Origin of the sequence: Devosia sp., assembly GCF_014860165.1 — a bacterium.
Lineage (GTDB): Bacteria > Pseudomonadota > Alphaproteobacteria > Rhizobiales > Devosiaceae > Devosia.
This window is the reverse complement of the sequence record NZ_JACZKG010000043.1, coordinates 79,250-102,424: the sequence shown is the minus strand read 5'-3', so window position 1 is coordinate 102,424 and position 23,175 is coordinate 79,250. Positions and strand designations below refer to the sequence as shown.

Annotated in this window: 21 protein-coding genes, 1 tRNA gene and 1 pseudogene; 7 read left to right on the top strand and 16 right to left on the bottom strand. The window is 62.5% G+C overall.

All coding sequences use genetic code 11. The features are described from left to right. Positions 1-46: 46 nt before the first annotated feature. From IH615_RS10090 to IH615_RS10070, 5 genes are all read left to right on the top strand, one after another. Positions 47-1,006, top strand: coding sequence for a UDP-glucuronic acid decarboxylase family protein (locus tag IH615_RS10090; RefSeq protein ID WP_291361736.1), 960 nt, complete (start codon positions 47-49; stop codon positions 1,004-1,006). Further along, positions 1,003-1,950, top strand: a complete 948-nt coding sequence (locus IH615_RS10085) for a GDP-L-fucose synthase (protein WP_291361735.1) — start codon at positions 1,003-1,005, stop codon at positions 1,948-1,950. The genes IH615_RS10090 and IH615_RS10085 overlap by 4 nt, the downstream gene beginning before the upstream one ends. Continuing rightward, positions 1,940-2,701, top strand: a complete 762-nt coding sequence (locus IH615_RS10080) for a WecB/TagA/CpsF family glycosyltransferase (RefSeq protein ID WP_291361734.1) — start codon at positions 1,940-1,942, stop codon at positions 2,699-2,701. Before IH615_RS10085 ends, IH615_RS10080 begins: the two co-directional genes overlap by 11 nt. Before the next feature lie 78 nt (positions 2,702-2,779). Beyond that, the gene (locus IH615_RS10075; RefSeq protein WP_291361733.1) at positions 2,780-3,043 is read left to right on the top strand and encodes a hypothetical protein; all 264 of its coding nucleotides are present in this window, start codon (positions 2,780-2,782) and stop codon (positions 3,041-3,043) included. Then, positions 3,043-4,014: a hypothetical protein gene (locus IH615_RS10070; RefSeq protein ID WP_291361732.1), complete on the top strand. Its 972-nt coding sequence runs from the start codon at positions 3,043-3,045 to the stop codon at positions 4,012-4,014. Before IH615_RS10075 ends, IH615_RS10070 begins: the two co-directional genes overlap by 1 nt. On the opposite strand, the gene IH615_RS10065 is transcribed toward IH615_RS10070, so the two are convergent. After that, positions 4,011-5,183, bottom strand: a complete 1,173-nt coding sequence (locus IH615_RS10065; protein ID WP_291361731.1) for a glycosyltransferase family 4 protein — start codon at positions 5,181-5,183, stop codon at positions 4,011-4,013. The two genes, IH615_RS10070 and IH615_RS10065, sit on opposite strands and share 4 nt — an antisense overlap. Then, entirely contained in the window at positions 5,180-6,382 is a 1,203-nt protein-coding gene (locus IH615_RS10060) for a hypothetical protein (protein WP_291361730.1), read from the bottom strand. Before IH615_RS10060 ends, IH615_RS10065 begins: the two co-directional genes overlap by 4 nt. On the opposite strand from IH615_RS10060, the gene IH615_RS10055 reads away from it, so the two are divergent. Next, positions 6,348-7,499, top strand: a complete 1,152-nt coding sequence (locus IH615_RS10055) for a glycosyltransferase family 4 protein (RefSeq protein WP_291361729.1) — start codon at positions 6,348-6,350, stop codon at positions 7,497-7,499. The genes IH615_RS10060 and IH615_RS10055 overlap by 35 nt on opposite strands. A 30-nt stretch (positions 7,500-7,529) precedes the next feature. Here IH615_RS10055 and IH615_RS10050 read toward each other — a convergent pair whose 3' ends face one another. The 9 genes from IH615_RS10050 to IH615_RS10010 all read right to left on the bottom strand — a co-directional run bounded on the left by IH615_RS10050 (position 7,530) and on the right by IH615_RS10010 (position 17,963). Next, on the bottom strand, positions 7,530-8,810 hold the full coding sequence (locus IH615_RS10050) for a glycosyltransferase family 4 protein (RefSeq protein WP_291361728.1): 1,281 nt from the start codon (positions 8,808-8,810) through the stop codon (positions 7,530-7,532). Further along, positions 8,807-10,120, bottom strand: a complete 1,314-nt coding sequence (locus IH615_RS10045) for a hypothetical protein (protein WP_291361727.1) — start codon at positions 10,118-10,120, stop codon at positions 8,807-8,809. Before IH615_RS10045 ends, IH615_RS10050 begins: the two co-directional genes overlap by 4 nt. 43 nt (positions 10,121-10,163) lie before the next feature. Next, complete coding sequence (gmd, locus tag IH615_RS10040) at positions 10,164-11,246, bottom strand: GDP-mannose 4,6-dehydratase (protein ID WP_291361726.1); 1,083 nt, start codon at positions 11,244-11,246, stop codon at positions 10,164-10,166. Positions 11,247-11,311: 65 nt separating this feature from the next. After that, positions 11,312-13,444 carry a Wzz/FepE/Etk N-terminal domain-containing protein gene (locus IH615_RS10035; protein ID WP_291361725.1) on the bottom strand — a complete coding sequence of 711 codons (2,133 nt, stop codon included), beginning with the start codon at positions 13,442-13,444 and terminating at the stop codon, positions 11,312-11,314. An 81-nt stretch (positions 13,445-13,525) separates the two neighbouring features. Further along, positions 13,526-14,329, bottom strand: coding sequence for a metallophosphoesterase (locus IH615_RS10030; RefSeq protein ID WP_291361724.1), 804 nt, complete (start codon positions 14,327-14,329; stop codon positions 13,526-13,528). 1 nt (position 14,330) lies between these two features. Then, the gene (locus tag IH615_RS10025) at positions 14,331-15,770 is read right to left on the bottom strand and encodes an O-antigen ligase family protein (RefSeq protein WP_291361723.1); all 1,440 of its coding nucleotides are present in this window, start codon (positions 15,768-15,770) and stop codon (positions 14,331-14,333) included. Positions 15,771-15,775: 5 nt separating this feature from the next. Further along, positions 15,776-16,453: a hypothetical protein gene (locus IH615_RS10020; RefSeq protein ID WP_291361722.1), complete on the bottom strand. Its 678-nt coding sequence runs from the start codon at positions 16,451-16,453 to the stop codon at positions 15,776-15,778. 231 nt (positions 16,454-16,684) lie between these two features. Continuing rightward, the gene (locus tag IH615_RS10015) at positions 16,685-17,650 is read right to left on the bottom strand and encodes an endonuclease/exonuclease/phosphatase family protein (RefSeq protein ID WP_291361721.1); all 966 of its coding nucleotides are present in this window, start codon (positions 17,648-17,650) and stop codon (positions 16,685-16,687) included. Between the two features lie 136 nt (positions 17,651-17,786). Next, entirely contained in the window at positions 17,787-17,963 is a 177-nt protein-coding gene (locus tag IH615_RS10010; protein WP_291361720.1) for a hypothetical protein, read from the bottom strand. Between the two features lie 129 nt (positions 17,964-18,092). On the opposite strand from IH615_RS10010, the gene IH615_RS10005 reads away from it, so the two are divergent. Beyond that, positions 18,093-18,168, top strand: a tRNA-Thr gene (locus tag IH615_RS10005). A 227-nt stretch (positions 18,169-18,395) separates the two neighbouring features. Here IH615_RS10005 and IH615_RS10000 read toward each other — a convergent pair. From IH615_RS10000 to IH615_RS09980, 5 genes and pseudogenes are all read right to left on the bottom strand, one after another. Continuing rightward, positions 18,396-19,847, bottom strand: a complete 1,452-nt coding sequence (locus IH615_RS10000; RefSeq protein ID WP_291361850.1) for an aldehyde dehydrogenase — start codon at positions 19,845-19,847, stop codon at positions 18,396-18,398. Positions 19,848-20,114: 267 nt separating this feature from the next. Next, positions 20,115-20,591 (bottom strand): annotated as a pseudogene (locus tag IH615_RS09995) (ATP-binding cassette domain-containing protein); the annotation flags it as partial. Further along, positions 20,584-21,309 carry an ABC transporter ATP-binding protein gene (locus tag IH615_RS09990; RefSeq protein WP_291361719.1) on the bottom strand — a complete coding sequence of 242 codons (726 nt, stop codon included), beginning with the start codon at positions 21,307-21,309 and terminating at the stop codon, positions 20,584-20,586. The pseudogene IH615_RS09995 and the gene IH615_RS09990, both read right to left, overlap by 8 nt. After that, complete coding sequence (locus IH615_RS09985) at positions 21,306-22,223, bottom strand: branched-chain amino acid ABC transporter permease (protein ID WP_291361718.1); 918 nt, start codon at positions 22,221-22,223, stop codon at positions 21,306-21,308. Before IH615_RS09985 ends, IH615_RS09990 begins: the two co-directional genes overlap by 4 nt. Continuing rightward, positions 22,220-23,092, bottom strand: coding sequence for a branched-chain amino acid ABC transporter permease (locus IH615_RS09980; protein WP_291361717.1), 873 nt, complete (start codon positions 23,090-23,092; stop codon positions 22,220-22,222). Before IH615_RS09980 ends, IH615_RS09985 begins: the two co-directional genes overlap by 4 nt. Positions 23,093-23,175 lie beyond the last annotated feature (83 nt).

Sequence of the window (23,175 nt, the reverse complement as noted above, 5' to 3'; positions counted from 1 at the left end):
TCGATGACGGGTCGCAACTGACTGCAGTTTATGTTTGGGGGCATCCATGTCTAAACGTGTTCTGGTCACCGGCGGAGCTGGGTTTGTCGGCTCCCACCTCTGCAAGCGGCTGCTGGATGAAGGGAGCGACGTCCTTTGTGTCGACAATTTCTTCACCGGCACCCGCCGCAATGTGCTTGAGCTGCTCGACAACAAGCATTTCGAACTGATGCGGCATGACGTGACATTCCCGCTGCATGTCGAGGTCGACGAGATCTACAATCTGGCCTGCCCGGCATCGCCGGTGCACTACCAGTTCGATCCCGTGCAGACGACCAAGACCAGCGTCATGGGGGCCATCAATATGCTGGGCCTTGCCAAGCGTCTGCGTGTGCCAATCCTGCAGGCCTCGACATCGGAGGTCTATGGCGATCCCGAGGTGCATCCGCAGCAGGAAGCCTATTGGGGCCACGTGAACCCGATCGGGCCGCGCTCCTGCTATGATGAGGGCAAACGCTGCGCCGAGACTTTGTTTTTCGACTATCGCCGCCAGCATGACCTGAAGATCAAGGTCATCCGCATCTTCAACACCTACGGGCCGAAAATGCACCCCAATGACGGGCGAGTGGTTTCGAACTTCGTGGTGCAGGCCCTGCAGGGCAGGGACATCACTATCTATGGCGACGGCAGCCAGACGCGGTCGTTCTGCTATGTCGACGACCTTGTGGACGCGATGATCCGCATGATGGGGACCGATGACAGCGTCACCGGCCCGATCAATACGGGCAATCCGGTCGAATTCACCATCAAGCAGCTGGCAGAAACCGTGGTCGACATGGTCAATACTGGCTCCCGGGTGGTCTATCAGCCTCTGCCGGTCGATGATCCCAAGCAGCGCCGTCCTGACATCACCAAGGCCAGGGACATCCTGGGCTGGGAGCCCAAGGTGCAATTGCGCGAGGGGCTCGCCAAGACCATCGACTATTTCGAAAGCCAGCTGGGTACCGTCGCCAAGGCGGCCGAATGATCGCGGACGAGCATTTCTCGCTCGCGGGCAAGAGAGTCTGGGTTGCCGGGCATGGTGGAATGGTTGGCGGCGCCGTGGTGCGCCGGCTGCGTTCCGAGGGTTGCCTCGTGGTTGGCCTGGACGAGCCGCGTGTGGACCTGCGTCGCCAGGATGCCGTGGAAGCCCTGATGGCCCGGCTCAGGCCGGACGCCATCGTGATGGCGGCGGCCAAGGTCGGCGGCATTCTGGCCAACGACACATATCCGGCCGACTTTCTCTATGACAACCTGCTGATCGAGGCCAATATCACGCAGGCGGCGCATGCCAACGACGTCAACCGCATGCTCTTTTTGGGCTCGAGCTGTATCTATCCGCGGCTGGCGCCACAACCTATCACGGAAGATGCCCTGCTGACCGGGCCGCTCGAGCCAACCAACGAGTGGTATGCGATCGCCAAGATCACCGGCATCAAGCTGGCCCAGGCCTATCGGCGTCAGCATGGGCGCGACTACATTTCGGCAATGCCGACCAATCTCTATGGCCCGGGCGACAATTTCGACCTGCAGTCCAGCCATGTCATGCCGGCACTGATCCGCAAGGCACACCTTGCCAAGCAGAAGGGCGAGCGCGAGCTGGTCGTCTGGGGTACAGGCAGCCCGCGGCGCGAGTTCCTGCATGCCGATGACTGCGCCGATGCGCTGGTTTTCCTGCTCAAGTCCTATTCGGGTGAGGAGCATGTCAATGTCGGATCGGGCGAGGACCTGACCATTCTGGAGCTGACGCAACTGGTCTGCGAGGTCGTCGGTTTCGACGGCACCATCACCCATGACCTGAGCAAGGCGGATGGCACGCCGCGCAAGCTGATGTCGGGCGACAAGCTGCGCTCCATGGGCTGGACCCCGCGCATCGCGCTGCGCGATGGCATTGCCGAAACCTATCAGTGGTTCCTCGACCATGTCGCGTGACGCCGCCTCCCATTCCATGCTGGGCATGCGCCTCGATGCTGTTGCGCCTTCGACCTATCTCGACGCCATCGTGGCGGGTGCTGCCGATGGGGAGGGTTTCTACTGCTGCGTCGCCAATGTGCATATGTGTGTGCTGGCGCATGACGACCCGGCGTTCCGCGACGTCGTCAATGGCGCGCGTTATGTCATCCCCGACAGCACCATCCTGCAGAGGGCGCGCTCGCTGCGACATGGCGCGGCGCCCATACCGACGCTGCGCGGCGCGGAAATGATGCTTGAGCTGGTGTGCGTCGCGGCCCGGCGCGGGGTCAGGATAGGCCTAGTCGGGGGCAGGGACGATGAGGCGCTGGCGCTGTTGATCGAGCGGCTGAAGCAGCGCGAGCCGGCTATCGACATCGCCTATGCCCATTCGCCACCCTTCCGCACCCTCACCGACGAGGAGGATGCGGTCATGGTGGCCGATATCCGAGCCTCGGGAGCGGGGCTGATCTTCGTGGGGCTTGGCTGCCCCAAGCAGGAGCGCTGGATGGCGGCCCATGTCGACCGCATTCCCGCGGCGATGATCGGGGTGGGTGCGGCTTTCGATTTCAATGCCGGGATTGTGCGCACATCGCCCGAATGGGTGCACAGGGCGGGGCTCGAATGGCTCTATCGCCTGACGCAGGAGCCCAAGCGGCTGTGGCGGCGCTACCTGTCGACATCGCCGCGCTTTGTGTGGCTGCTGCTGACCGACGCCATCGCCAGCCGCTGACGAGATTTCCTGCAGTTATCCCCGCTCCGGCGGGGCGGCCTATGCTTCCGCATCGCAACAAGAGATGTGGAGATAGTGATGCAGGACAGGTTTGTCGATCACGCCCGTAGCCTTCATGGTCCTGCCGACCATGGCTTTGCCATCGCACCAAACGACGCCGTCGACCTGGCCGAGGTGGCCAGGGCGATCTATGTGGGCGGGGCAGGGGCGCTGCGTGTGGTCACCGCGAGCGGCGCCGACCTGACGCTGGCGGGCCTCGCCTCGGGAACGGTGTTGCCGGTGCGCGTGCGCCGCATCATGGCCACCGGCACCACGGCGACAGCACTGGTGGGGCTCGTCTGATGCTCGGTGTCAGCCTGACGCGGGCGCAAGCGCCGGCCTGGTGGCCGGCCAATGCCATCTATGCCGCCGATTTCGTCAACCGGCGCTATATGCGCGCCGGTGTGCCGATTTCGGAGGGCTCGGCCATTTCGTTCAGCCGCAGTTCGAGCGCTTGGGCGCAGAACGCTGCGGGCCAATGGGTGGAATTCAGCGCCAATCAGCCACGCTTCACCCCGGGCGGGCTGATACTCGAGCCGCAGCGGGAAAATCTCATCCGCAACAATGCCATGGCCGGCGCCGTCGCCGGTACGCCCGGCACCCTGCCCACCCATTGGGCCCGCTTCCGCACGGGGACGCTCAACGAACCCGCCGTCGTCGGCACAGGACGCCGCGACGGGGTGGACTATATCGACCTGCGACTATCGGGAACGGCAAGCGGGAATAATGACCTGGGGGTGTTTGTTGAGCTATTGCTGCCCATGGCGGCAGGTAGTGGATATTGCCTTTCCGGCTTTTTCGAGCTCATCAGCGGATCGCTATCTGCCGCAAGTTTCGCCCACATGTCCTGCGGACGCTATCTTGACGGTACCTATGTTTCTGGCTCGCCGACGATTGATCTGAAGATGGTGGGGGCGTGGCAGAGGTACTCATTCAACGACAACGTCCCCGGTGCTGGCGTGAACCAAATACGACCATCGGTCGCTATGCGGCTAGGCGCCGGTCTGTCTATCGATGCTGTCGTCAGGATCGGGTGGCCGCAGCTCGAACTCGGTCCGTTCGTCAGCTCCCCTGTACTGTCCAGCGGTACGACGTTTGTCCGAGCCCCGGATAGCGCCACGCTGCATCTAGACGGCGGCCCTCAACAGCTAGTCCTCAGGTATGATGACGGCAATGAGGTTCAATTAAGCGGCCCCTATGCGGGCAGTGTGCCGGTCCCACAGGGCAGCAATGCACCCCGCGTAACATCCGCTTTTGCCGTGCCAGTAGTCTAGGATGCGGCTGCGGAGGCGACCTCGTTGATGGCTTCCCGGTATATGCCTTCCAGGCGAGCCAGGTTTGTGCTTGGTGTGTACAGCTGTTGATACTCAGCGTGTGCCGCGGATCCCATGCCCGGCAGCAAGTCAGGTCGTGCGAATGCGGCTTGAACAACCTGGGCCAAGTCCTCGATGTTGCCGGGTTCGAACGTGCGCCCGGTAATGCCGTCCCTTATCAGTTCCGCCAGTGATCCTATGCGGGATGCGATCACTGGCGTACCGACGCTGAATGCCTCCACCAGAGTCATGGGAAAACCCTCGTACCAGACGGAGGGCATAACCAGAGCCTGAGTTGTGGCCATGGCCAATCGGACTTGATCCGCAGGAAGGGCGCCTCGGAAGGTCACGTTTGACGGCGCTATCTGCTCGAGCGCCTCACGCTCAGGCCCATCTCCAATAATCGTGAGGGGAATGTGGGGCAACCTGGCCCAGCTCTCCACCAGAGTCCGAACGCCCTTCTCTGGAGATAGTCGACCGACGAAGACGACGCCTTGGCGATCCTGCATCGGACTAATCAGCGGGCCTGCAAAATTGGGTTTGACTGATATCCGTTCGGCCGGCAAGCCGCCTGCCACGAACTTGCCTTTGGCAAACTCCGTCAGGGCGATGAACCGATGAACCTGACGATGCCACGTCAGGTGGCGGTGCGCTCTTTGCTGAAGCCTCACTACAGCAAGCGAACCCAATGCCGACCCGCGATAGCACCTATACGCGGCGCCCCAGAGCTTGGCCCCATCAAGGCACTTCTCGCAGACGTGTCCGTCCCGCAGGAACAATGCGCCTGCGCAGAGGAGGCGATAGTTGTGGAGTGTTTGGACGACCGCCACCCCACGCTCGGCGGCGGCCTCGTGGATGGCCGGCGTTAGCAGTGGGAAGAAGTTGTGGATATGGACGACGTCGTAGTTAGCGGCATCGAGCAGGTGGTTCATCCAGGTCTTTCGTGTCGCATCATGCGGCGTACGAACGAAGGTTCGGATTTTGCCTGAAAGGCCTTGGATTTTGCTGTTCGAGACTAACTCGACATGCACATGATGCCCGGCATCCCTTAGTAACGCCGACTCTGCGGCAACTACGGTGTCTTCACCACCGCGGTGCTGATACTCATTGTGGATGATCAAGACCCTCATGTCTGCTCCCGGGGCGAAGAAGACGCCAAGAGGATAAACAGAAGGGTCCAGTAGAATACGTACATAGAGACGTTGTCCGTGGCGAAAAGGATCGCTGTATAGAGGGCGGCTCCCGATGCGAATGGACTTCTTCGGCTTATAGATAGGATTGCAGCCAGCACTATCCCGAGGCCGATAGCCCCATAATCGATCAGTATCCGTAGCCAATCATTGTGAAGGAGTGACACATGCGCAAATGACGCAACAGCAGACTCATTCATCATATCCGCCGTGGCGCCGAGCCCATTCCCAAAAATCCATTGTCCTAGATTCTGGTAATCAAGTTGGCTCTTCCATAGATAGTTGTAGATTTCGTAACGTCCTGACGTGAAGCTGTTTATGCTTGAGTATTCGCCCGTCAATTCGACATAATACGGATGAATGAACTCATATATGCTATTGATGAACACGCTTCCTATGCAGATGGCGGTCACCGACACCGCTAGGGCCGTGGTAACCAAGCGCCTAGTGGAACGACCCTTCGACCAAGAATAAATGACAGAAAAAGCGAACGATATCGCCATCGCGAGTATGGCAATTCTCTTGAACATTAGAATGCTCAATATCGCCGAAACTAACGCCAGCGAATGTCTTTTCCGATGATAGAAATATAACACTAGAATAGGCGTGAGAAGGCCGAAGGTTGTCTCCAGCGCAGCGCGCGATTGCCCTAGGCTGATGCCCAGGTCGCCAAGCTGCCCACCTCCCTTTTGAAACGCGTCTATTCCGCAGATAGCGGCAGAGACGAAGAGGGCAGGAGCCACTCTGCTGTCTACATCATATTTAGCGAGGAAAGGCGCGATGATCAGGACGACAGTTACCAGATCACGGGCGAAGAACGAGCTAGGAGCACCGCCAAGCAATGTCGCGGCAGCAAAGCCGAGGAAGGACAACAAGGCCAGTGTTGGACCCCAGGTGAAATGGGCCTTGCGCAGAACGGCTTCGACCAAGAGAAGTGCTGGGCATAGATAGACGAGATACCGGATCGCGCTGCCATCAGTGGACACAAAATAGACGACCACAAGAGCCACAAACGACCAAGCACCCCACTTAACGATGGGCTGATCTGCGACAAAATATCGTTCTCTATGGTTGGCATCTGCGCTACTGCCATCACTTCGAACCGTGGAGATTGCCGTCGTGATTTCGGTCGCATTCATTACCAGGGCCCTACCACACTACCGAGTGGAATTTCATAACCGGGTTCGAGAATTGCTTGCCGATCACGGTGTCCGTTATCAACTCTACTACAGTGGAAACGCGTCGAGTGAGCAGGCCAAAGGAGACGAAGCCGTCCCCGATTGGGCAGTAAGGCTCCCCGCCCGATACTTCGGCGATACTGAGCACTCGCTGCTGTGGCAAGACGTCAAGGGCGCTGTGCGCGGTGCTGCGCTGGTAGTCCTTGGGCAGCACAACAAGCATATTCACAACTACCCCCTGATCCTCAAGTCCCGCCTGCTCGGCAAGCCCCGGGTGGCGTTCTTTGGGCATGGGCGGGGGTTTCAGGCTGAGAACCCCAGGGGCCTGGGGGAGCGCTTCAAGCGGTTTTGGGCGAGCAAGGTGGACTGGTGGTTTGCCTATACGCCCGAGGGGGCGCGGGCGGTCGGCGATGCGGGCTTTCCGCCGGAGCGGATCACCGTTTTTAACAATGCAATAGACACCTCCGACATCAGCCGGACCCTTGCCGAAATCTCCGACGAGGACGTCGCGGCCCTGCGGGCGAGCCTGGTCGGCGGGTCGGAGCATGTTGGCGTCTATGTGGGTGGCATCTATGCGCATAAGCGCATCGGATTTCTCATTGAGGCGGCGCGGCGCATCCGCGCCCGGGTGCCCGATTTCCACCTGCTGGTGATCGGCGGCGGGCCCGATGCGCATCTGGTGCAGGCCGCTACGGCCGAGCATGACTGGATCCACGCGCTTGGGCCCCGTTTCGGACGCGACAAGTCGCTGCATGTGAAGCTGGCGCGTGCGTTCCTGATGCCTGGTCTGGTCGGATTGGCGGTGCTCGACGCCTTTGCCTATGGCACCCCGATGGTCACGACCGACCTGCCATATCACAGCCCGGAATTCGAATACCTGCGGGATGGAGAAAACGGGCTGGTGGTGGCGGAGGCCGACAGCGCCGATGCCTATGCGGCTGCCGTGACCCGCGTGCTGACGGACGACGATTTGCGCGCCAGGCTGGCGGCGGCCGGGGCGGCCGATGCCCGTGTCTATACGATCGAGAACATGGCGGAGCGATTTGCACAGGGCGTGCTGATGGCCCTGCGCCAATAGGTGGGGGGTCATGGGCGAGGGGATGCCCATCTAGCGCCGCAGCAGCTTGCGGGCGGCGAAATAGGCCTTGTAGCCGAGCGGCGTGTGGATGGCGCGGAATTGCGCGCGCTCGATCGGCGACATGCCGGTGCCGATGCCGCGGGACAGCATATCGTCGATCCAGGCCAGGCTAGGCGGATTGTTGACCTCGATGGGGCTATCGGCCGGAGCGGTGACGCCCAGCACGACATCATAGATGGCGGCCAGGTCGGCGGTGATCTTGTCCACCGCATAGCGGGAGGCGACCCAGTCTCGACCGTTGTCGCGCACGCGCTGGCGCAGGGCGCCGTCGCCCATCAGTGCAATCATGGCCTTGGGCACGGCTGCCGCATCCAGCGCAACCACGCCGCCCTGGCCGTGGCCGATGACTTCGAGTTGGCTGTTGTCGCGCAGGGGAGTGCTCAGGGTTACGACCGGCACGCCGGCCAGCATGGCCTCGCACAGCACCATGCCGAAGCTCTCGCCGATATGGGCGAGGTGGAGGAAGCTGTCCAGCACGCTGAAATAGCCCTGCAGTTGCTTGTCGTTGGACGTGGTCGGCAGGAACAGGATGCGATCGCGCACAGGCTGGGGCAGGGCCTCGACCCGGCCGGGATAGGAAGCGGGCGCACCCACAAGCAGCAGGCCGACATCATGCCCTGCCTCAACGACCTGACGGAAGGCGTTGAGAATCTCGGGGTCCCATTTCGGCTCGAGCGGCTGGCCGATACGGCCGAACAGGAAGCGCCCGGCCGGGACGCCGAACTTGGTGCGCAATGCGGCGCGCTCGTCGGCCGGCAGGGGATGGATGGAGTCAATGTCGACGGCGTAGGGCAGCAGGAAGGACAGCTTGTTGGCGGCCTTCCGGCCGGCCCAGCTGCGCCACTTATGGGCGCACCAGCGGCTGAGCTGGCAGTGGGCGTCGATCAGTTCGCCGCCCTCGGTCCAGTCGTAGCGGGCGAAGACGTTGGTTTCCACGACCTTGGCGCCGGTGCTGCGCAGTTGGCGCAGGATGGCCGTCTCGCCGGCATCGGGCCGGCCCGTGCGGTGGATGTGAACGATGTCGGGCTTCCAGACCGTCGCCTCATCGAGCGCGGTCGCCAGGGTCTTGTCGCCGGAAACGACGAAGGTCTCGATATTGCGCGCCGCCAGATGCGCCTGACGGGGGCCACCGTTGCGATGCGCCAGGAAGGCGACGTCGGCGCCGCGCGACTGCATGCCAATGGTGAGATTCTGCGCAACTCGCTGGGTGCCACCGATGCCAAGATCGGTCGCGACAGTGAGAATTCTCATGACTTGGACTCCAGGGGCGGCTGGGCCGCGCGAAGGGACAGGGTCGCGACATGCGCCATCGCCACGTAGATGATGGCCGCGAGCAGGTAGGCATAGACCATGCCGGCGACGCCCATGCTGTTGGCCAGGATGGCGGCCAGGACGATGTAGAGCAGGGGCGGCAGGACCTTGCTGGGAATGTAGGGCTTGAGGTTTTTCACCACATGCCCGTGCAGCAGATAGCAATCGCCGATGATGTAGACGGCCGAGCCCAGCATCATCACGGCCAGCAGCCAGCCATATTGGGCAAAGCGCGGTTCGGACATGATGCTCAGGATCGGCCCACCCGCCACCAGCGCGATGACGAAGGCGAGGAGACCGATGCCTGCCAGCATCAGTGAAATCCGGGTGACGATGGCATGGCCCCTCGCCACGCCATCCGCCGTTCCCAGGGCCGCATGCTTATAGATATCGGGGATGTAGGCGCGGTTGAGGACGGAATAGACGGCGGTGAAGGCGTTCTGGCTCAGAGTCACGATGATGCCGAACAGGGCCACCATGTCGAGATCGAGCATGGCAGCGGCAAGCCAGCGGTCCGCCACCCGCAGCAGCAAAGCGGGGCCGGTCCAGATGATCAACGGCGTGGCGAAGGCGAGGAGGCTCCAGGCCAGGGTTCGGGCGGCTGAGACCGACGATGCCGATGTCTGCGGCAGCCTAAGGCCGGCAAAGCGGAGGAAGGCCAGCAGGTGCAGGATATCGACCGCGAAGATCAGCCCGGCGGCGAGCAGGACCATGGCCGTAACCGACATGGCGTAGGCGCCGGCAACCAGCGCTGCGATCAGCAGGGCCAGGCCCGGCAGGATCATGGCGATCGAGGCACGGATGCGGTTGAAGGCCACATTGTCCATCTCGGTGATGAGCGCATTGGTGCCGGTAGCTATGCCGAGTAGGATGGCGCCGGCGAGCGCCGTCTGGTCCAGCACCAGTTCGCCGACCTGCACCTGGGCGCCGAGCAGCGTCATCACCGCAATGGCCGGCAGGGCCACCAGAACGGGCAGGGTGAGGAAGGCCAGCAGCACCAGAAGAAACGACCGCCCATCCCCCGTATCAGCGGACGGATAAAAGCGCGCAAAAGCGGAGACGCCGACATTGTGCCAAACGATGCGCACAAAAAGCGACACGCTGAACAGCACGGTATATTCGGCAAAATGCGCGGCACCCATCAGCGCGAAAAGCGCCTTGGCGGTGCCCAGGGTCGAGAGGAATGCCACCGAATAGAGTGCGAACTGCGCAATCCGCGAGGTCAGCATGCGACGTAGCAATTGCGACATGGTCATGGATCCAGTGGCATCCGGCTGATCGACCGCAGTGCTTTCAGGCCTCTTTCATCACCATGGAGGTCTGCATCACCTTGAGGTCGGCCCGCACCATTTCGCGGGCGAGATCGCGGACGCTGGTCTCGTGTTCCCAGCCGAGCCTGGTCTTGGCCTTGGTCGGATCGCCGAGCAGCAGTTCCACCTCGGTGGGCCGGAAGTAACGGGGATCGACCTCGACAAGGACGTTGCCAGTGGCGGTATCGATGCCCTTTTCGTCGATGCCGCTGCCTCTCCACTCGAGCGTAATGCCGACATCTTCAAACGCCCATTGCACGAAATCACGGACCGGTGTGGTCGTGCCGGTGGCGAGCACATAGTCGTCGGGTTCGTCCTGCTGCAGCATCAGCCACATGCCGCGCACATATTCGCGCGCATGGCCCCAGTCGCGCTTGGCGTCGAGATTGCCCAGATAGAGCTTCTGCTGGCGGCCAAGGTGGATGGCCGCCACTGCCCGGGTGATCTTGCGCGTGACGAAGGTTTCACCGCGCAACGGGCTTTCGTGATTGAACAGGATGCCGTTCGACGCGTGCATGCCATAGGCTTCGCGGTAGTTCACGACGATCCAGTAGGCATAGAGCTTGGCCGCGGCATAGGGCGAGCGCGGATAGAAGGGTGTCTTCTCGCTCTGGGGCACTTCCTGGACGAGGCCGTAGAGCTCGGAGGTGGATGCCTGATAGAAGCGGCTCTTCTTTTCGAGGCCGAGGATGCGGATGGCCTCCAGCAGCCGCAATGTGCCGGTGCCATCGGCATTGGAGGTATATTCGGGTGTCTCGAAGCTGACCTGGACGTGGCTCTGGGCAGCCAGGTTGTAGATTTCGTCTGGCTGCGTTTCCTGCACGATACGGATCAGGTTGGTGGAGTCGGTCATGTCTCCGTAGTGCAGTACGAAGCGTGGGTCTTCAGTGTGGGGATCCTGGTAGATATCCTCGATGCGGCCGGTATTGAACGAAGACGAGCGGCGCTTGACCCCGTGCACCTTGTAGCCCTTGCCGAGAAGCAGGTGGGACAGATAGGCACCGTCCTGTCCGGTCACGCCGGTAATGAGAGCAGTCTTGGTGGCTTTGGTCATTGTGTGCTCCATTGCGGCCAGTCTGGCCGCCGTAAGTCGTGCCGAGGCCGCCCGGCGACCGCTATGTCGGGCCTGAATCAGTAAGCATCGTCGTAGTAGCCGCCGTATTTCTGCCGGTAGGCGCGGGCTGACTCGTCCTGCTGGTTCAGGGCACAGAAGATCTCGGCTTCCGGCCTCTTGACCGCGCTCAGATTGCTGATGGCCTTCTTGGCATCGAGCTGGCTGGTACTGGCCCATTTGGTGCAGAAGATAATCACGTCCGCGAACGGGGCGATGTATAGCCCGTCGATCACCGGTCCGATCGGTGGGGTATCGAGAATGACGATGTCGAAGGTGGCCCTTGCCGCCTTGATCAGCTTGACGAAGGACGCGCCGGCAAGGAGCTGATCGGTCGGCAAGTCGCTGCGTCTTGCACCCAGGATGATGGTCGCCTGAGTCAGCGAGTCAGACGCGGCAATCGATGATATGCCAAGCGACGAGCCAGCTTCGGTGTTCAGGAATTCGTAAAGGCCCATCGAGGGCTCAAGACCAAGTTGACGATGCACGCTCGGCTTGCGCAGGTCGCAGTCGATGATCACGGTTGTGCGTCCAGAAAGCGCATAGGACCGGGCCAGGGCGAGGGCAATGGTGGTCTTGCCTTCGTTAGGGGCCGTCGATGACACCATGACGACGCAGCCGCTTTCCTCTGCTCCGGCCCTGCTCAGGCTTCGTCCGTGCTGGTCAACCATGGCCCTGATGCGGCGCAGAGATTCCGCAAACATGGACAGGGGTGACTTGACCACCAGATCGGCCAGACTGGCGGAGTCAGCCAACAGCTTGGCCCGCGGTACTGCCGCGGCCACCCTGACCTTGAGCACGGCTTCCAGTTGTTCTTCGCTGGTGAACCCGCCAATCAGGTTTTCGTAGAGGAAGGCGAGACCAATCCCCAGTCCGAGCGCGGCAAGGGCGGTAAGGGCGATCATGAAAAGCCGGTTGGGAAACGAAGCAGACCGGGGCGGCAGAGCGGCGGAGACGACGCGGCTGTCCGCGATCTGCAGTGTGGACTGTGCGTCCAGGTCCTGCACGCGTCCCAGCAAGGTCTGGTACTGGCTGCGGGCGAGTTCCGCGCTTTGCTGCAATTCATAGATCTGCGCGAGGACGTCGGCGGGCAGGGCGCTGCTCACCACTTCCTGGCGCATCTGCTGGCGCATGGTTTCTTCAGCGGTCTGCGTCTGTGCCACCGTTTCCCTGAGGGCCGAAACCTCGCTGCTGGCGGTGTTGCGCATCTCGTCTTCGATGCGCTGCAATTCGGCGCGCAGGTCGATGGCTGCGGGGGACTCTGCGTCCGCGCCGAGCCGATTGGCCAGGGCCTGACGCTGTTGCTCAAGGAGACTTAGCGACTCGGACTGGAGTGTGCCCACGAGGGTCTGCCAGTTGTCCTCCGCCAAGCTGGACTGCACCAGGCTGAGTGTGGCGCTGGTTTGTGCGCGGGTGTCGCGCAGTTCTCGAATGGACTGCTGCATGGCCGCAAGATCGGACCGGCCACTTTCCTCGGCAATGCGCTGGATGTTCTCCGAGATGAAAGTATCGAACGAGCCCTCGGACTGGATGATGGCCTCTCGCGCTTCCACGATACGCGCCTGCAGGATATCGCGCGAGGTCATCACGCTGCTCACCTTGGAGGCGAGCTGATCCTCGATGTAGACGCGAGCTGTGGCGTTGGCGAGTGCGGCGGCTTTGGCCGGGTCTTCAGAACGGGCCTGCAAGGCGATCAGATAGGTCAGTCCGCGCCGTTGCGCCGAGATCGATCCGGCGAGCTTTGACAAGGTCTGATTGAGCGCCGCATCGCCGGTGGGCAGGGTGGGCGCGGCGATGCGCAAGAATGAGAGCAGGCGATCACGCAGACCGAATGAGACCCCAAACTCATCGTCGGCAAGCAGGCTCTCGGCCTCGATGACTTTGAGCAGGATGTTTTCGGAGCGCAGGATTTCCACTTCGCTGTCGATGCGGGCGTTGTCGGCAGAGGCGCTGGTCATCTGCGCCTCGGGATCGAGCAGGTTCTTGCTGCTTGGATCTACGAGGATCAGCGCCGAGGCGGTGTAAACCGGCGTGAGCGTGAAGGCTACGATGCCCGCCGCCGCCGTTCCGATGAGGACTGTCAACAAGATGAGCCGAAACTGCCGGCGCAACAAGCTTAGAATGCCGCGCAGATCGATTTCGGACTCATTCATATTGACGTTCCCAATGGGTATAAAGGAAATCTGCGCAGACTGATCTCGAGTTTCTCGAACTAGTCTGACGGCATGATCACATCAAGTACGATCCGACACACCAACATTTAGAAAGAATGGTTTCTCGCCAGGCCGTAGACGGACTGCGGTCAGAATGCCGGTGGCGAAGGCGCCAGTGTCGATGTTGATGGTCCTTCCCGTGATCCTGGGGCTCTGGGTGGGCGTATGGCCGTGGACAAGCAACGGACCATCGGTGGCTCCTTGCTGCTCGTCTCCGTCCTGATCACGGATCCACAGCAGGTCGTCTTCTTCCTGATCCTCTAGCGGCACGCCTGCCCGCAATCCGGCATGAACGAGGACCAGGCCCGGAAAGGACAGCACGACGGGCAGCTTTCTCAAAAAATCCAGGTGCTGGGGGGGGATGTGGCTTTGCAGCAACCCTTTACGCTCCCTGGCCCCAGCCGCCATATAGGCCGAGGTGTCGATGCCGTAGGAAATCAGAGTCTCAAGGCCTCCGAAATCCAGCCAGCGGTCAGCTGAACGCGGCTCGGCGATGTGATCGAGCATCATCACCTCGTGGTTTCCGGCGAGACAGACCCGGGAGAAGCCTTCTGGCACCCCGCTCAGAAGGAAATCCAGCACACCTGCCGAGTCGACGCCCCGATCAACATAGTCGCCGAGGGAGACGATCAACTTGGTGCCTTCAATATTGGCAGCATCGGCCAGAATTTTCTGATGCAGAAGGCGTAACTGTGCAAGGCATCCATGCACATCGCCGATGGCATAGACGGCCGCAGGCCATTCCGGGACCTGCAGGCGCGGCCTGGTGATGGCCGCAGTCGTCTCGACGCCATGTCCAAATAGCCGCTTTAGTCCGAAAGCCATGTCATGCCCTCTGCTTGGGCGATGCGAGCGCACTCGTGCCGCAAGCCAGAATGGCCAGGAAGAGCACCGCGTTAGCCGGTATTTCGATACTGAAGTCGGCGAGCGCGTGCACGCCGACCACAGTCACGGCGCCCAGGCCCGTCGCCAGGGGAGCAATGACATTGCTTCCGCTATTGGCGCGCAGGAAACGCCCGATCATCATTGCCGTGAGGAAAGCCAAGATGAGCATTGGTATCGAACCAACCACGATTCCCATCTCGCTCCATAGCGTAAGATAGGTGTTGTGCCCCAGTGACCAGGTGAAATCGACGTTGACCGGTGGGCGGTGAACAAGCTGGAAAGCCTGTTCAAAGCTGCCGCCACCCCAGCCGGTGAACGGTCGCTGCGCGATCAGCTCGATGATCTGGGCATAGAAGTTGCTGCGGATCTGGCTGTCGCTTGCCAGCAGCACGACGCGATCCAGCATACGGTCCCCGGCGATCAGGAAAGCTGCGCCCCCCACCAACAGTGCGCCCGCGACAGCCAGGCCCAGGACGCGCGTGCGGCCCTGGGCCTTGGTGAGCATCAGGCAGAAGCCAAGGGCAGAGCCAACAGCACCTGCGAACAGGCCCATGCGCGATTGGGTGGCGAGGAGGGTCAGGCCGAGCATCGCAAAGGCGAGGGCGTATAGCAGCAGCGTGCTGACCGTGCCGCTGACGCGGCCGTCGTCGACATGCTGCCGACTGCGGACCACAAGAACGCTGGCACATCGCACTGCGGCTATGACCGCCCCAAGGGAGAGAAAGGTGGCAAAGGAATTGCGGTTCACGAAGGTGCTGGTTGCGGAGCCCAGATAGGCCCATTTGGGCATGCCGAGGATGGTGTCCCCACTCTGCAGGCTGACCATACCATAGGCGGCGTAGATGACGACGACGACCAACAGCGCATCCAGCAGCAGCGTGCGCCGGTTCTCATTTGCGAGAACCTGCAGCAGCAGAAAAAAGAAGAGGCCATAGGTGAGCTGACGGATCAGCGTCAGCACGGTCATGCCCGGGGCAATGGAAATCTGCCCGGACCGCAGGGTGACATCCGGTGCTTCAATGACCAGGAAGCCGCCGAACATGCCGCCGATCGGCAGGACCTGCACCACCAGAGCGATACAGAATACGCCAAGACCCGCAGCGCAAATGAAGCCGAACCGCGGTGTTGACCTGAAATCCTCCCCCAGGCGCGCCAGCGAGACGGCATATATGGCTCCCAGCAGGCCCACATAAACAGCGGCCATGCCCCAGAAGAACGGACGCACGCTTGCCAGCGGCAGGGGGACCAGGGCGACCAGCACCAGCAGCAACCAGAAGAGCTTCTGGTTCAACCCGGTCTGCCGGGTGCCGGCGCCGCGACGGGATCGGCCGCGGGGCTTTCCCGCCGCCAGGTTGATCGTCGACATTGGGATCTCGGACATGCTGGTCACCGCGATTTCGACAAGGCAGAGCGCACGTGATTCAGGAAGTCCTGCTGGCTCTGCGTCGACAGTGTCTCCACGATCGCCACTATTCGGTGCCTGAAGCCTGTGTCGGTTGTGTAACGGCGGGCAATTGAGGCAATGCCGCGCGCGCTGAGCACCAGCATGCTCAGGTCCGATTCATGAGCCTGCAGTACAGCCGGCTGAAGTTGGTCCAGGTGCGCTTCGGCCAACGCAACGCGCAATTCGGCGATCCACTGCTCGTTGGCGCCGGTCAGTTGGGAACGCCGCAGGGCGTCGTTCATCTCGGCGAAATTGCTCGTCCAGGAGAGTGCCAGCGCCTCGACATACCAGGCAAAGGATGCAGCCGGAGCGTTTGTCGTCACCGCCCTGGCCAGCGCCAAGCAAGTCGGCGCCATGGCGCTCTTTGTGCCCTCATCAAGGTAGCGCATGGCCAGCGCGTTGGGAGCTTTCAGGACGTTGGCGCAGTCGAGCAGGTTGACATTCTCTGTGGCAATGGACCAGCCGGGATGGGGAGCATCGATCGTCCAGTTCGCCACGCGCGCGAAACTGGTGTCTCCCCCGACCAGATACGCATTGCTTTCGACATACATTGCCGCGGCGCCGGTCGCGAGCAGAGCCAGGCTCAGCGCTACAATTGAAGATTGGATGCCCAGCTGCATGTTGGTCCCGTTCGATCAGCGTGGTGCGCATTCGTCGGCAACGCGCACCGTAAGTTCCTGCGGCCACAATGCACACAATGCATATGACGGGTTTTGGCTTAAAGATTGCCTACAAGTGCCTGCGGAATCGCCAGTAACACGTGTTCACGCTGGCAGACAGCCAAAGTGCGAAAGTGATTGGCTTTCGTCCACAGTGGCAGAGGGTTAGTGCCTCGCCGCCGGCTGGACTGATCAGTCAGAGACGAAACTACTAACCTGCGCCACGAGACCTCGGTGGTTGGAGCCGAAGTTCTCTTCGGTGGCTCGGATCGTCTCGATCTGCAGCCCACCGCGGGTGTAAATGCTGTCTATCGGTACGCCGAGGCCGCCCAGCCGCACTGGCCAGGTTGCAGGATAGGCGGGTGCGGGAATTAGGGCGTTTCGTCGGATGAAACGTGCGACGCTGTCCGACCATGGCGCGGCATTGAAGTCGCCGGCAACCACCAGCGGGCCCTCGATGCCCTCCAGGATATGAGACACTTGCCATAGCTCAGCGACGGCCGCCCCGTCATGGTAGGGCTTGCTCAGGTGCAGGGCCGCCACGGTGACGGTTCTGCCATCGATGGTGGTCGTCGCCGAAACGAACCGCTCCCTTTCATACGGACCGAGCAGGTGCACCGTGGCATTGGCGAGTGGCGTCCGGGACAGCACCGTCAGGTCGCATGTGGCGGTGTTTTCGCAACCAACCCGATAGGGAAGGGCCCTTTCCAGACGTTGCAGGGCGCGCTCGATGCCAGGGCTCTCCATGAGCACCACGAGATCGAAACCCGATTCCTCGATATATTCTGCGACGTTCTCGCCTTGCTCGCTATTGGCCAGCACGTTGAAGCTGAACACCTCAAAGCGCGTTGCGGGGTCGGTGGCGGCGGCCCTCGAAGCGCGCTGACCCTGGATAATCCAGCCACCATGCGCCAGGCTGGCGGCGATGATCAGCAACATGCCGATCGCCCGCCACCGGGCTCCCACGGCGAAAAGCAGCAGGGGCAGGATCAGTGCCGCCACAGCAAGGTGAAAGCGCAATGAGTGGAAGACGTCCTGCAGAGGGAAGTCGGAGTTTATGCTGGCCAGCAACAGGACGACCGCCGCTGCAGCGGACGTTGCCGTGAACAGCCCGCGCAGCTCGTACTGAACGGCCGGGGTCGGTGCTCTTGTTTGCATGGGGCGCTAATCCGCCGCTATCATTTTGGCCGTCAAGGTGCTGGCCGCTTCAGAAGCCGCCTTCATCCGGGCATCGCAGTCGTCTCTGCCGGACGGAAGCCATGCGGCAAGTAGGGTACCGCACATTGCAGGGATTTCAATCCTTGCGGTTGGGCGAAGTGGTCGCCGCGTCCTCTTGCACCAACTCGAAAAAGCGGATGGCCTCTGGGCTGAAGGTATTGCGCCCCAGCTTCTGGGCGAGGATACGTCGCAAATCAACCGGGGCCTTCGCGGCACGATCGCTTGCCCCAACCCTCTTCACACCAAGACGCATTCCCGACCCCCCACCGGCCAATATACCCGGTGCGGCCGCGAGGGCAACCGTTCGGGCCCGCTCTCCACATGAGTCTGATGTTTCAAGGTTGCTCGATAGAGGCGTCAATGCTAGATGCCCACACCGTGTGCCGGTATAGCTCAGTTGGTAGAGCACCTGATTTGTAATCAGGGGGTCGCGGGTTCGAACCCTGCTGCCGGCACCAGAAATCTCCAGCATTCGTGCGCTCCAGCCGTCGGCATTGGCGTGGTTCCCAGACGTTTCGGCGATGTCGATCGGCGGTGCCGTGTCCAGCGTCCGCCAGGCGGCAGGCCATTGGCCCGAACCTTCACATCGTCGCCCCTCACTGGACCCGCATCGCCAATGCAATTCGCGGATCCAGTATTGAGGTCGCCGCCCTGTCGATAGTCACGGGGCAGCCGCAGCTCTGGCTCAGATCGGGTAGTGGATTGGGCCGTCCTGTACCGTGATCCAGCGCAGCTCGGTGAATTCGGCGATACCCGCCTTGCCACCAAACCGACCATATCCCGAAGCCTTGACGCCTCCGAACGGCATTTGCGCCTCGTCATGCACGGTCGGGCCGTTGACGTGGCAGATGCCGCTTTCGATGCGGGCTGCTACGCTCATTGCACGGTTGATGTCCCGGCCGAAGACTGCCGCGGAGAGGCCATACTCGGTGTCGTTGGCGACCCGCACGGCTTCATCGATGCTGCCCACGCGGATAACCGCAACCACCGGGCCGAATGACTCGTCGCGATAGAGCTTCATGCCCGGCGTGACGCCATCGACCACCGTTGCCTGCATGATCGTGCCGTCAATGCCTCCACCAGCGACGATACGAGCGCCCTTTGCCACCGCGTCCTTGACCAGTGCATCGATGCGCTGGGCGGCGCTGAGGTCGACCAGGCATCCGAGCGGGGTATTGCCTTCGCGCGGGTCGCCGGCCCTGAGCGATGACGCCTTGGCTGCCAATGCGGTCACGAACTGGTCGGCGACCTTGTCGTCGACCACGATGCGTTCGGTCGACATGCATATCTGGCCCTGGTTCATGTAGGCGCCGAACGCCGCAGCCGCGACAGCCTGTTCGAGGTCGGCATCATCGAGCACGACGAGGGGCGCCTTGCCTCCCAGCTCGAGCAGAGCAGGCTTGAGGTTGCGGGCGGAAAGTTCGGCAATGTGGCGGCCGACACGGGTCGAGCCCGTGAAGTTGACGCGGCGAATGGCCTTGTGGGCGATCAGCGCCTCGACCAGTTCGGGAGCATCCTCGGGGGCGTTGGAGACGACGTTGAGCACGCCGGGCGGCAGTCCGGCTTCGAGCAACGCGTCGGCGATGAGCCGGTGGGTCCGCGGGCAGATCTCGCTCGACTTGAACACCACGGTATTGCCGCAGGCCAGGGGCGTGGCGAGCGAGCGCACGCCGAGGATGACCGGGGCATTCCATGGGGCAATTGACAGCACGACACCGGCGGCCTGACGAACGCCATAGGCGGTGGAGCCTGGCCGGTTACTCGGGATGATTTCGCCTGAGATCTGGGTGGTGAGCGAGGCAGCTTCCCGCAGCATTTCGGCGGCGAGCATGACATTGAAGCCGGCCCAGCCGGCAGTCGACCCAGTTTCGGCGCCCATAGCGGCGATGAAATCGTCGGTGCGAGCCTGCAGGCGATCAGCTGCAGCCAGCAGGATCTTGCGGCGGGCGGCGGGGGCGGTCTTGCTCCAGGCCGGGAAGGCGGCGGCCGCCGCGTCGGCGGCGCGCAGGGCATCTTCGATGGTGGCCGCAGCGGCGCGGGTCGCCAGTTCGCCGGTCATGGGATTGTTTCGCTCGAAGGTGCCGCCGCCAGTGGCTTGGGTTTCCTCGTTGCTGATGAGCAGGCCTAGATCGGTCATGTGGGAACTCCGTTCAATAAGAGGGGTGGGTGGCGCGCTTGCGCCGAGAAAGGCTTCCTGCACCGCCGGGTCGCTGCGCAGAGCGTCGGCTGTGCCGGTGCCGGTGATGCGGCCTGCCTCCATGAGGTAGCCGCGATGAGCGATGGCGAGGCTCGCTTTGACGTTCTGCTCCACGACGAGCAGCGCAATACCGGTCTCACGGATGCGCCCCAATGCGGCGAAGAGTTCTGAGGTGACGATGGGCGCTAGGCCCAGGCTCGGCTCATCGAGCATCAACAGACGCGGGCAACTCATCAGGGCGCGGCCAATAGCCAGCATCTGCTGCTCGCCGCCCGACATGGTGCGGGCGATCTGCTTCTGCCGTTCGGCTAGGCGCGGGAATAGAGACAGCACCAGATCGCGCTGCCGCGTTTCATGTGGCCTAGCGTGCCGCGTATAAGCGCCCAGCTCAAGATTTTCGGCGACCGTGAGGTCGCCAAAAATGCCGCGCGCCTCGGGAACGAGGGCGATGCCCTGTTCGAGATATCTGTGTGGCGGCAGACCGAGCAGGTCGGTGCCGCCCAGGCTTACCCGTGCGCCCGGGGCCGGCCGCACCAATCCGGCAATGGCCTTGAGCAGGCTCGACTTGCCGGCGCCATTGGCGCCGAGCACAACGACGGTTTCGCCATCGGCGACGTCGATGGAGACGTTGTCGAGGGCGAGATGCTTGCCGTAGTGCAGCGAGATGGGACCGGCGCTAAGCATGGTCGTCCCCGAGGTAGGCGCGGATGACTTCGGCGTCAGCCAACACTTCGGCCGTGGGACCATCGGCGATCTTGCTGCCGGCATTCATGACGATGCAACGGCTGCAAAGGGCGCGCACGGCATCCATCACATGCTCGACGAGCAGAATGGTGATGCCACGCTGGCGCAGCGAGGTGATGAGGTCGATGCCGGCGCGCAGTTCTGTCGGATTGAGGCCTGCGAGCCATTCATCCAGCAGCAACAGGCGGGGATCGCTTGCCAGGGCTCGGGCAAGCTCCATGCGCTTGAGGTCAATATAGGTGAGGCTATCGGCGGGCTGCCCGGCGCGGCCGGCAAGTCCGACATCGGCGAGGAGGTCGGCAATGCGGGTCTCCGCCGCCTTGCCCCAGAGCGGTTCCTTGCGGAAGGCCAGGGCCGCCAGCACGTTCTCGCCCACGCTGAGGGAAGGCAGGGCGCGAACGAGCTGGAAGGTGCGGGCAACGCCGCGATGGGCGATGCGCTCGGGACGAAGCGTGCTGATGGCGTCGCCGGCGAGGGCGATGGTGCCGTCCGAAACCGGCAGATAGCCCGAGATCATGTTGAGCGCTGTTGTCTTGCCCGAGCCATTGGGGCCGAGGAGGCCCACTGTCTCGCCTTCGAGCAGGTCGAATGAGAGCCCGTTGACTGCGGTAAGGCCGCCGAAGCGCTTGGTGACTGACTTGAGCGAGAGGAGGGTCATGTGCGCGCCTCCCTACGGCTGAGGCGGGTCCAGAGACTTTCGCCAGCCGCCAGTACGCCATTGGGCAGCACAAAGACGATGGCGATGAACAGCAGGCCCAGGATGATTGAATAATGGTTGGGGAAGTTGGCGCTCAACCATTCGAACAGCAGGAACAGTGGGACAGCGCCGAGCAGCGGCCCGAACAGCCGGTTGGGCCCGCCCAGCAGGGCCATGATGACGACAAGGAAGCTGGTGGTCGGATTGAACACGATGGACGGCTCGATATAGGTCCAGCGTGGCGCCTGGATGGCGCCTGCCAGTGTCATGATCACGCAGGATATGGAAAACAGCGTCAGCTTGGTGCGGGTGATGCGAATGCCCAGATGGCTGGCCACCACCGGGTCGTCGCCGATGACCCGCAGCGCAAGCCCGATGCGGGATTGCCGCACCCAGTAGGCCATGCCCAGCGTCGCCGCCAGCAGCGCCAGCAATTGCCAATAGATGTGTTCGGGCCCCAGCGGCAGAAAGACGTAGCGGCCGAGCGTGCGGGTGACGTTGACCTCGTAATAGGTCACCAGCTGGCGCACCAGTTCGGTGAGACCGAAGGTGAAGATGACGAAATAGATGCCGGCAAGCCGCAGCGTGGCGAGCCCGACGATCAGGGCCACGACGAGGCCGATGACAGCCGCGACGAACAGGACGACGGGATAGGGCAAGGTCTCGCTCAGGACGGCGACGGTGTAGGCGCCGAGGCCGAAGAAGGCTACGGTAGCGAGCGAGATGTAGCGGGTGGGGCCGGAGAACATGGCCCAGGCCGTGGCGAGCACGCCATAACCGAGGACGCCGATGCCAAGGCCGAGCGGGTAGGGACCAGCAAAGCTGGGCACGAAGGCGAGCGCCACGAGTGCGACGAGGGCAAGGACGAATTTCATCGCGCGGCCTTTCCGAACAGGCCCTGCGGCCGCACAACGAGCACGGCGAGAAAGATGAGATAGGTGGCGGCGAGCGTCAGGCCCGGATCGATGAAGCTGGCAACCAGCGTCTCGACCAGTCCAAGGATAAGCCCGGCGGCCAGCGCGCCCATGAGGTTGCCGACGCCACCCATGATGACCACGATCAGCGCCTTCATGGTGAAGATCACGCCCATTGTGGCCGAGAAGGTCAGATACATCGAGACCACCACGCCACCGGCCGCGGCGAGCGCCCCGCCGATGGCAAAGGCGAACCGCGCGACGCTGTCGACATCGATGCCGACAAGGGGCGCCGAAGCCGGATTGGCGGCGACGGCGCGGATGACGGTGCCGAAGCGGGTACGGGTCAGCACCAGCCACAGGCCAAGCCCGAAGGTGATGGCCAGCCCGAAAGCCAGCAGGCGATTGGCGGCAATGGTGGTGCCCAGGATATCGACTGGCACGGCAAGGTAGCTGTAGCTCATGAAGCCGGAGCCGAAGATCACCAGCGCCACGCCCTGGATGACAAAGAGCAGACCGAAGGTGGCAAGGATCGAGTCGCCCTCAAGTCGACCTCGATCCCGCGACCGGCGGGCCAGTGGCTGCAGCATCACGGCATAGATCAGCCAGCTCAGCGCGAAGCCGGCGGGGATGACGATCAGCATACCTAGCAGCGGATTGATGCCGAGCGCCGTGAACAGCACGAAAGCGCCAAAGCTGGCCGCGATGATGATGTCGCCATAGGCCAGGTTCATGATGCGCGCGACGCCATATTGCAGCGTCAGGCCCATCGCCACGAGGGCATAGGTGCCCCCGAGGACGAGGCCGGTCAGGATGGCGCTGAAGAGCATGGAGGCTCCGGTGGTTGATGTTCATCGAGGCGAGGGATTACCCCCACCCAACCTCTCCCTGAAAGGGGGAGGAGCAGATCGCG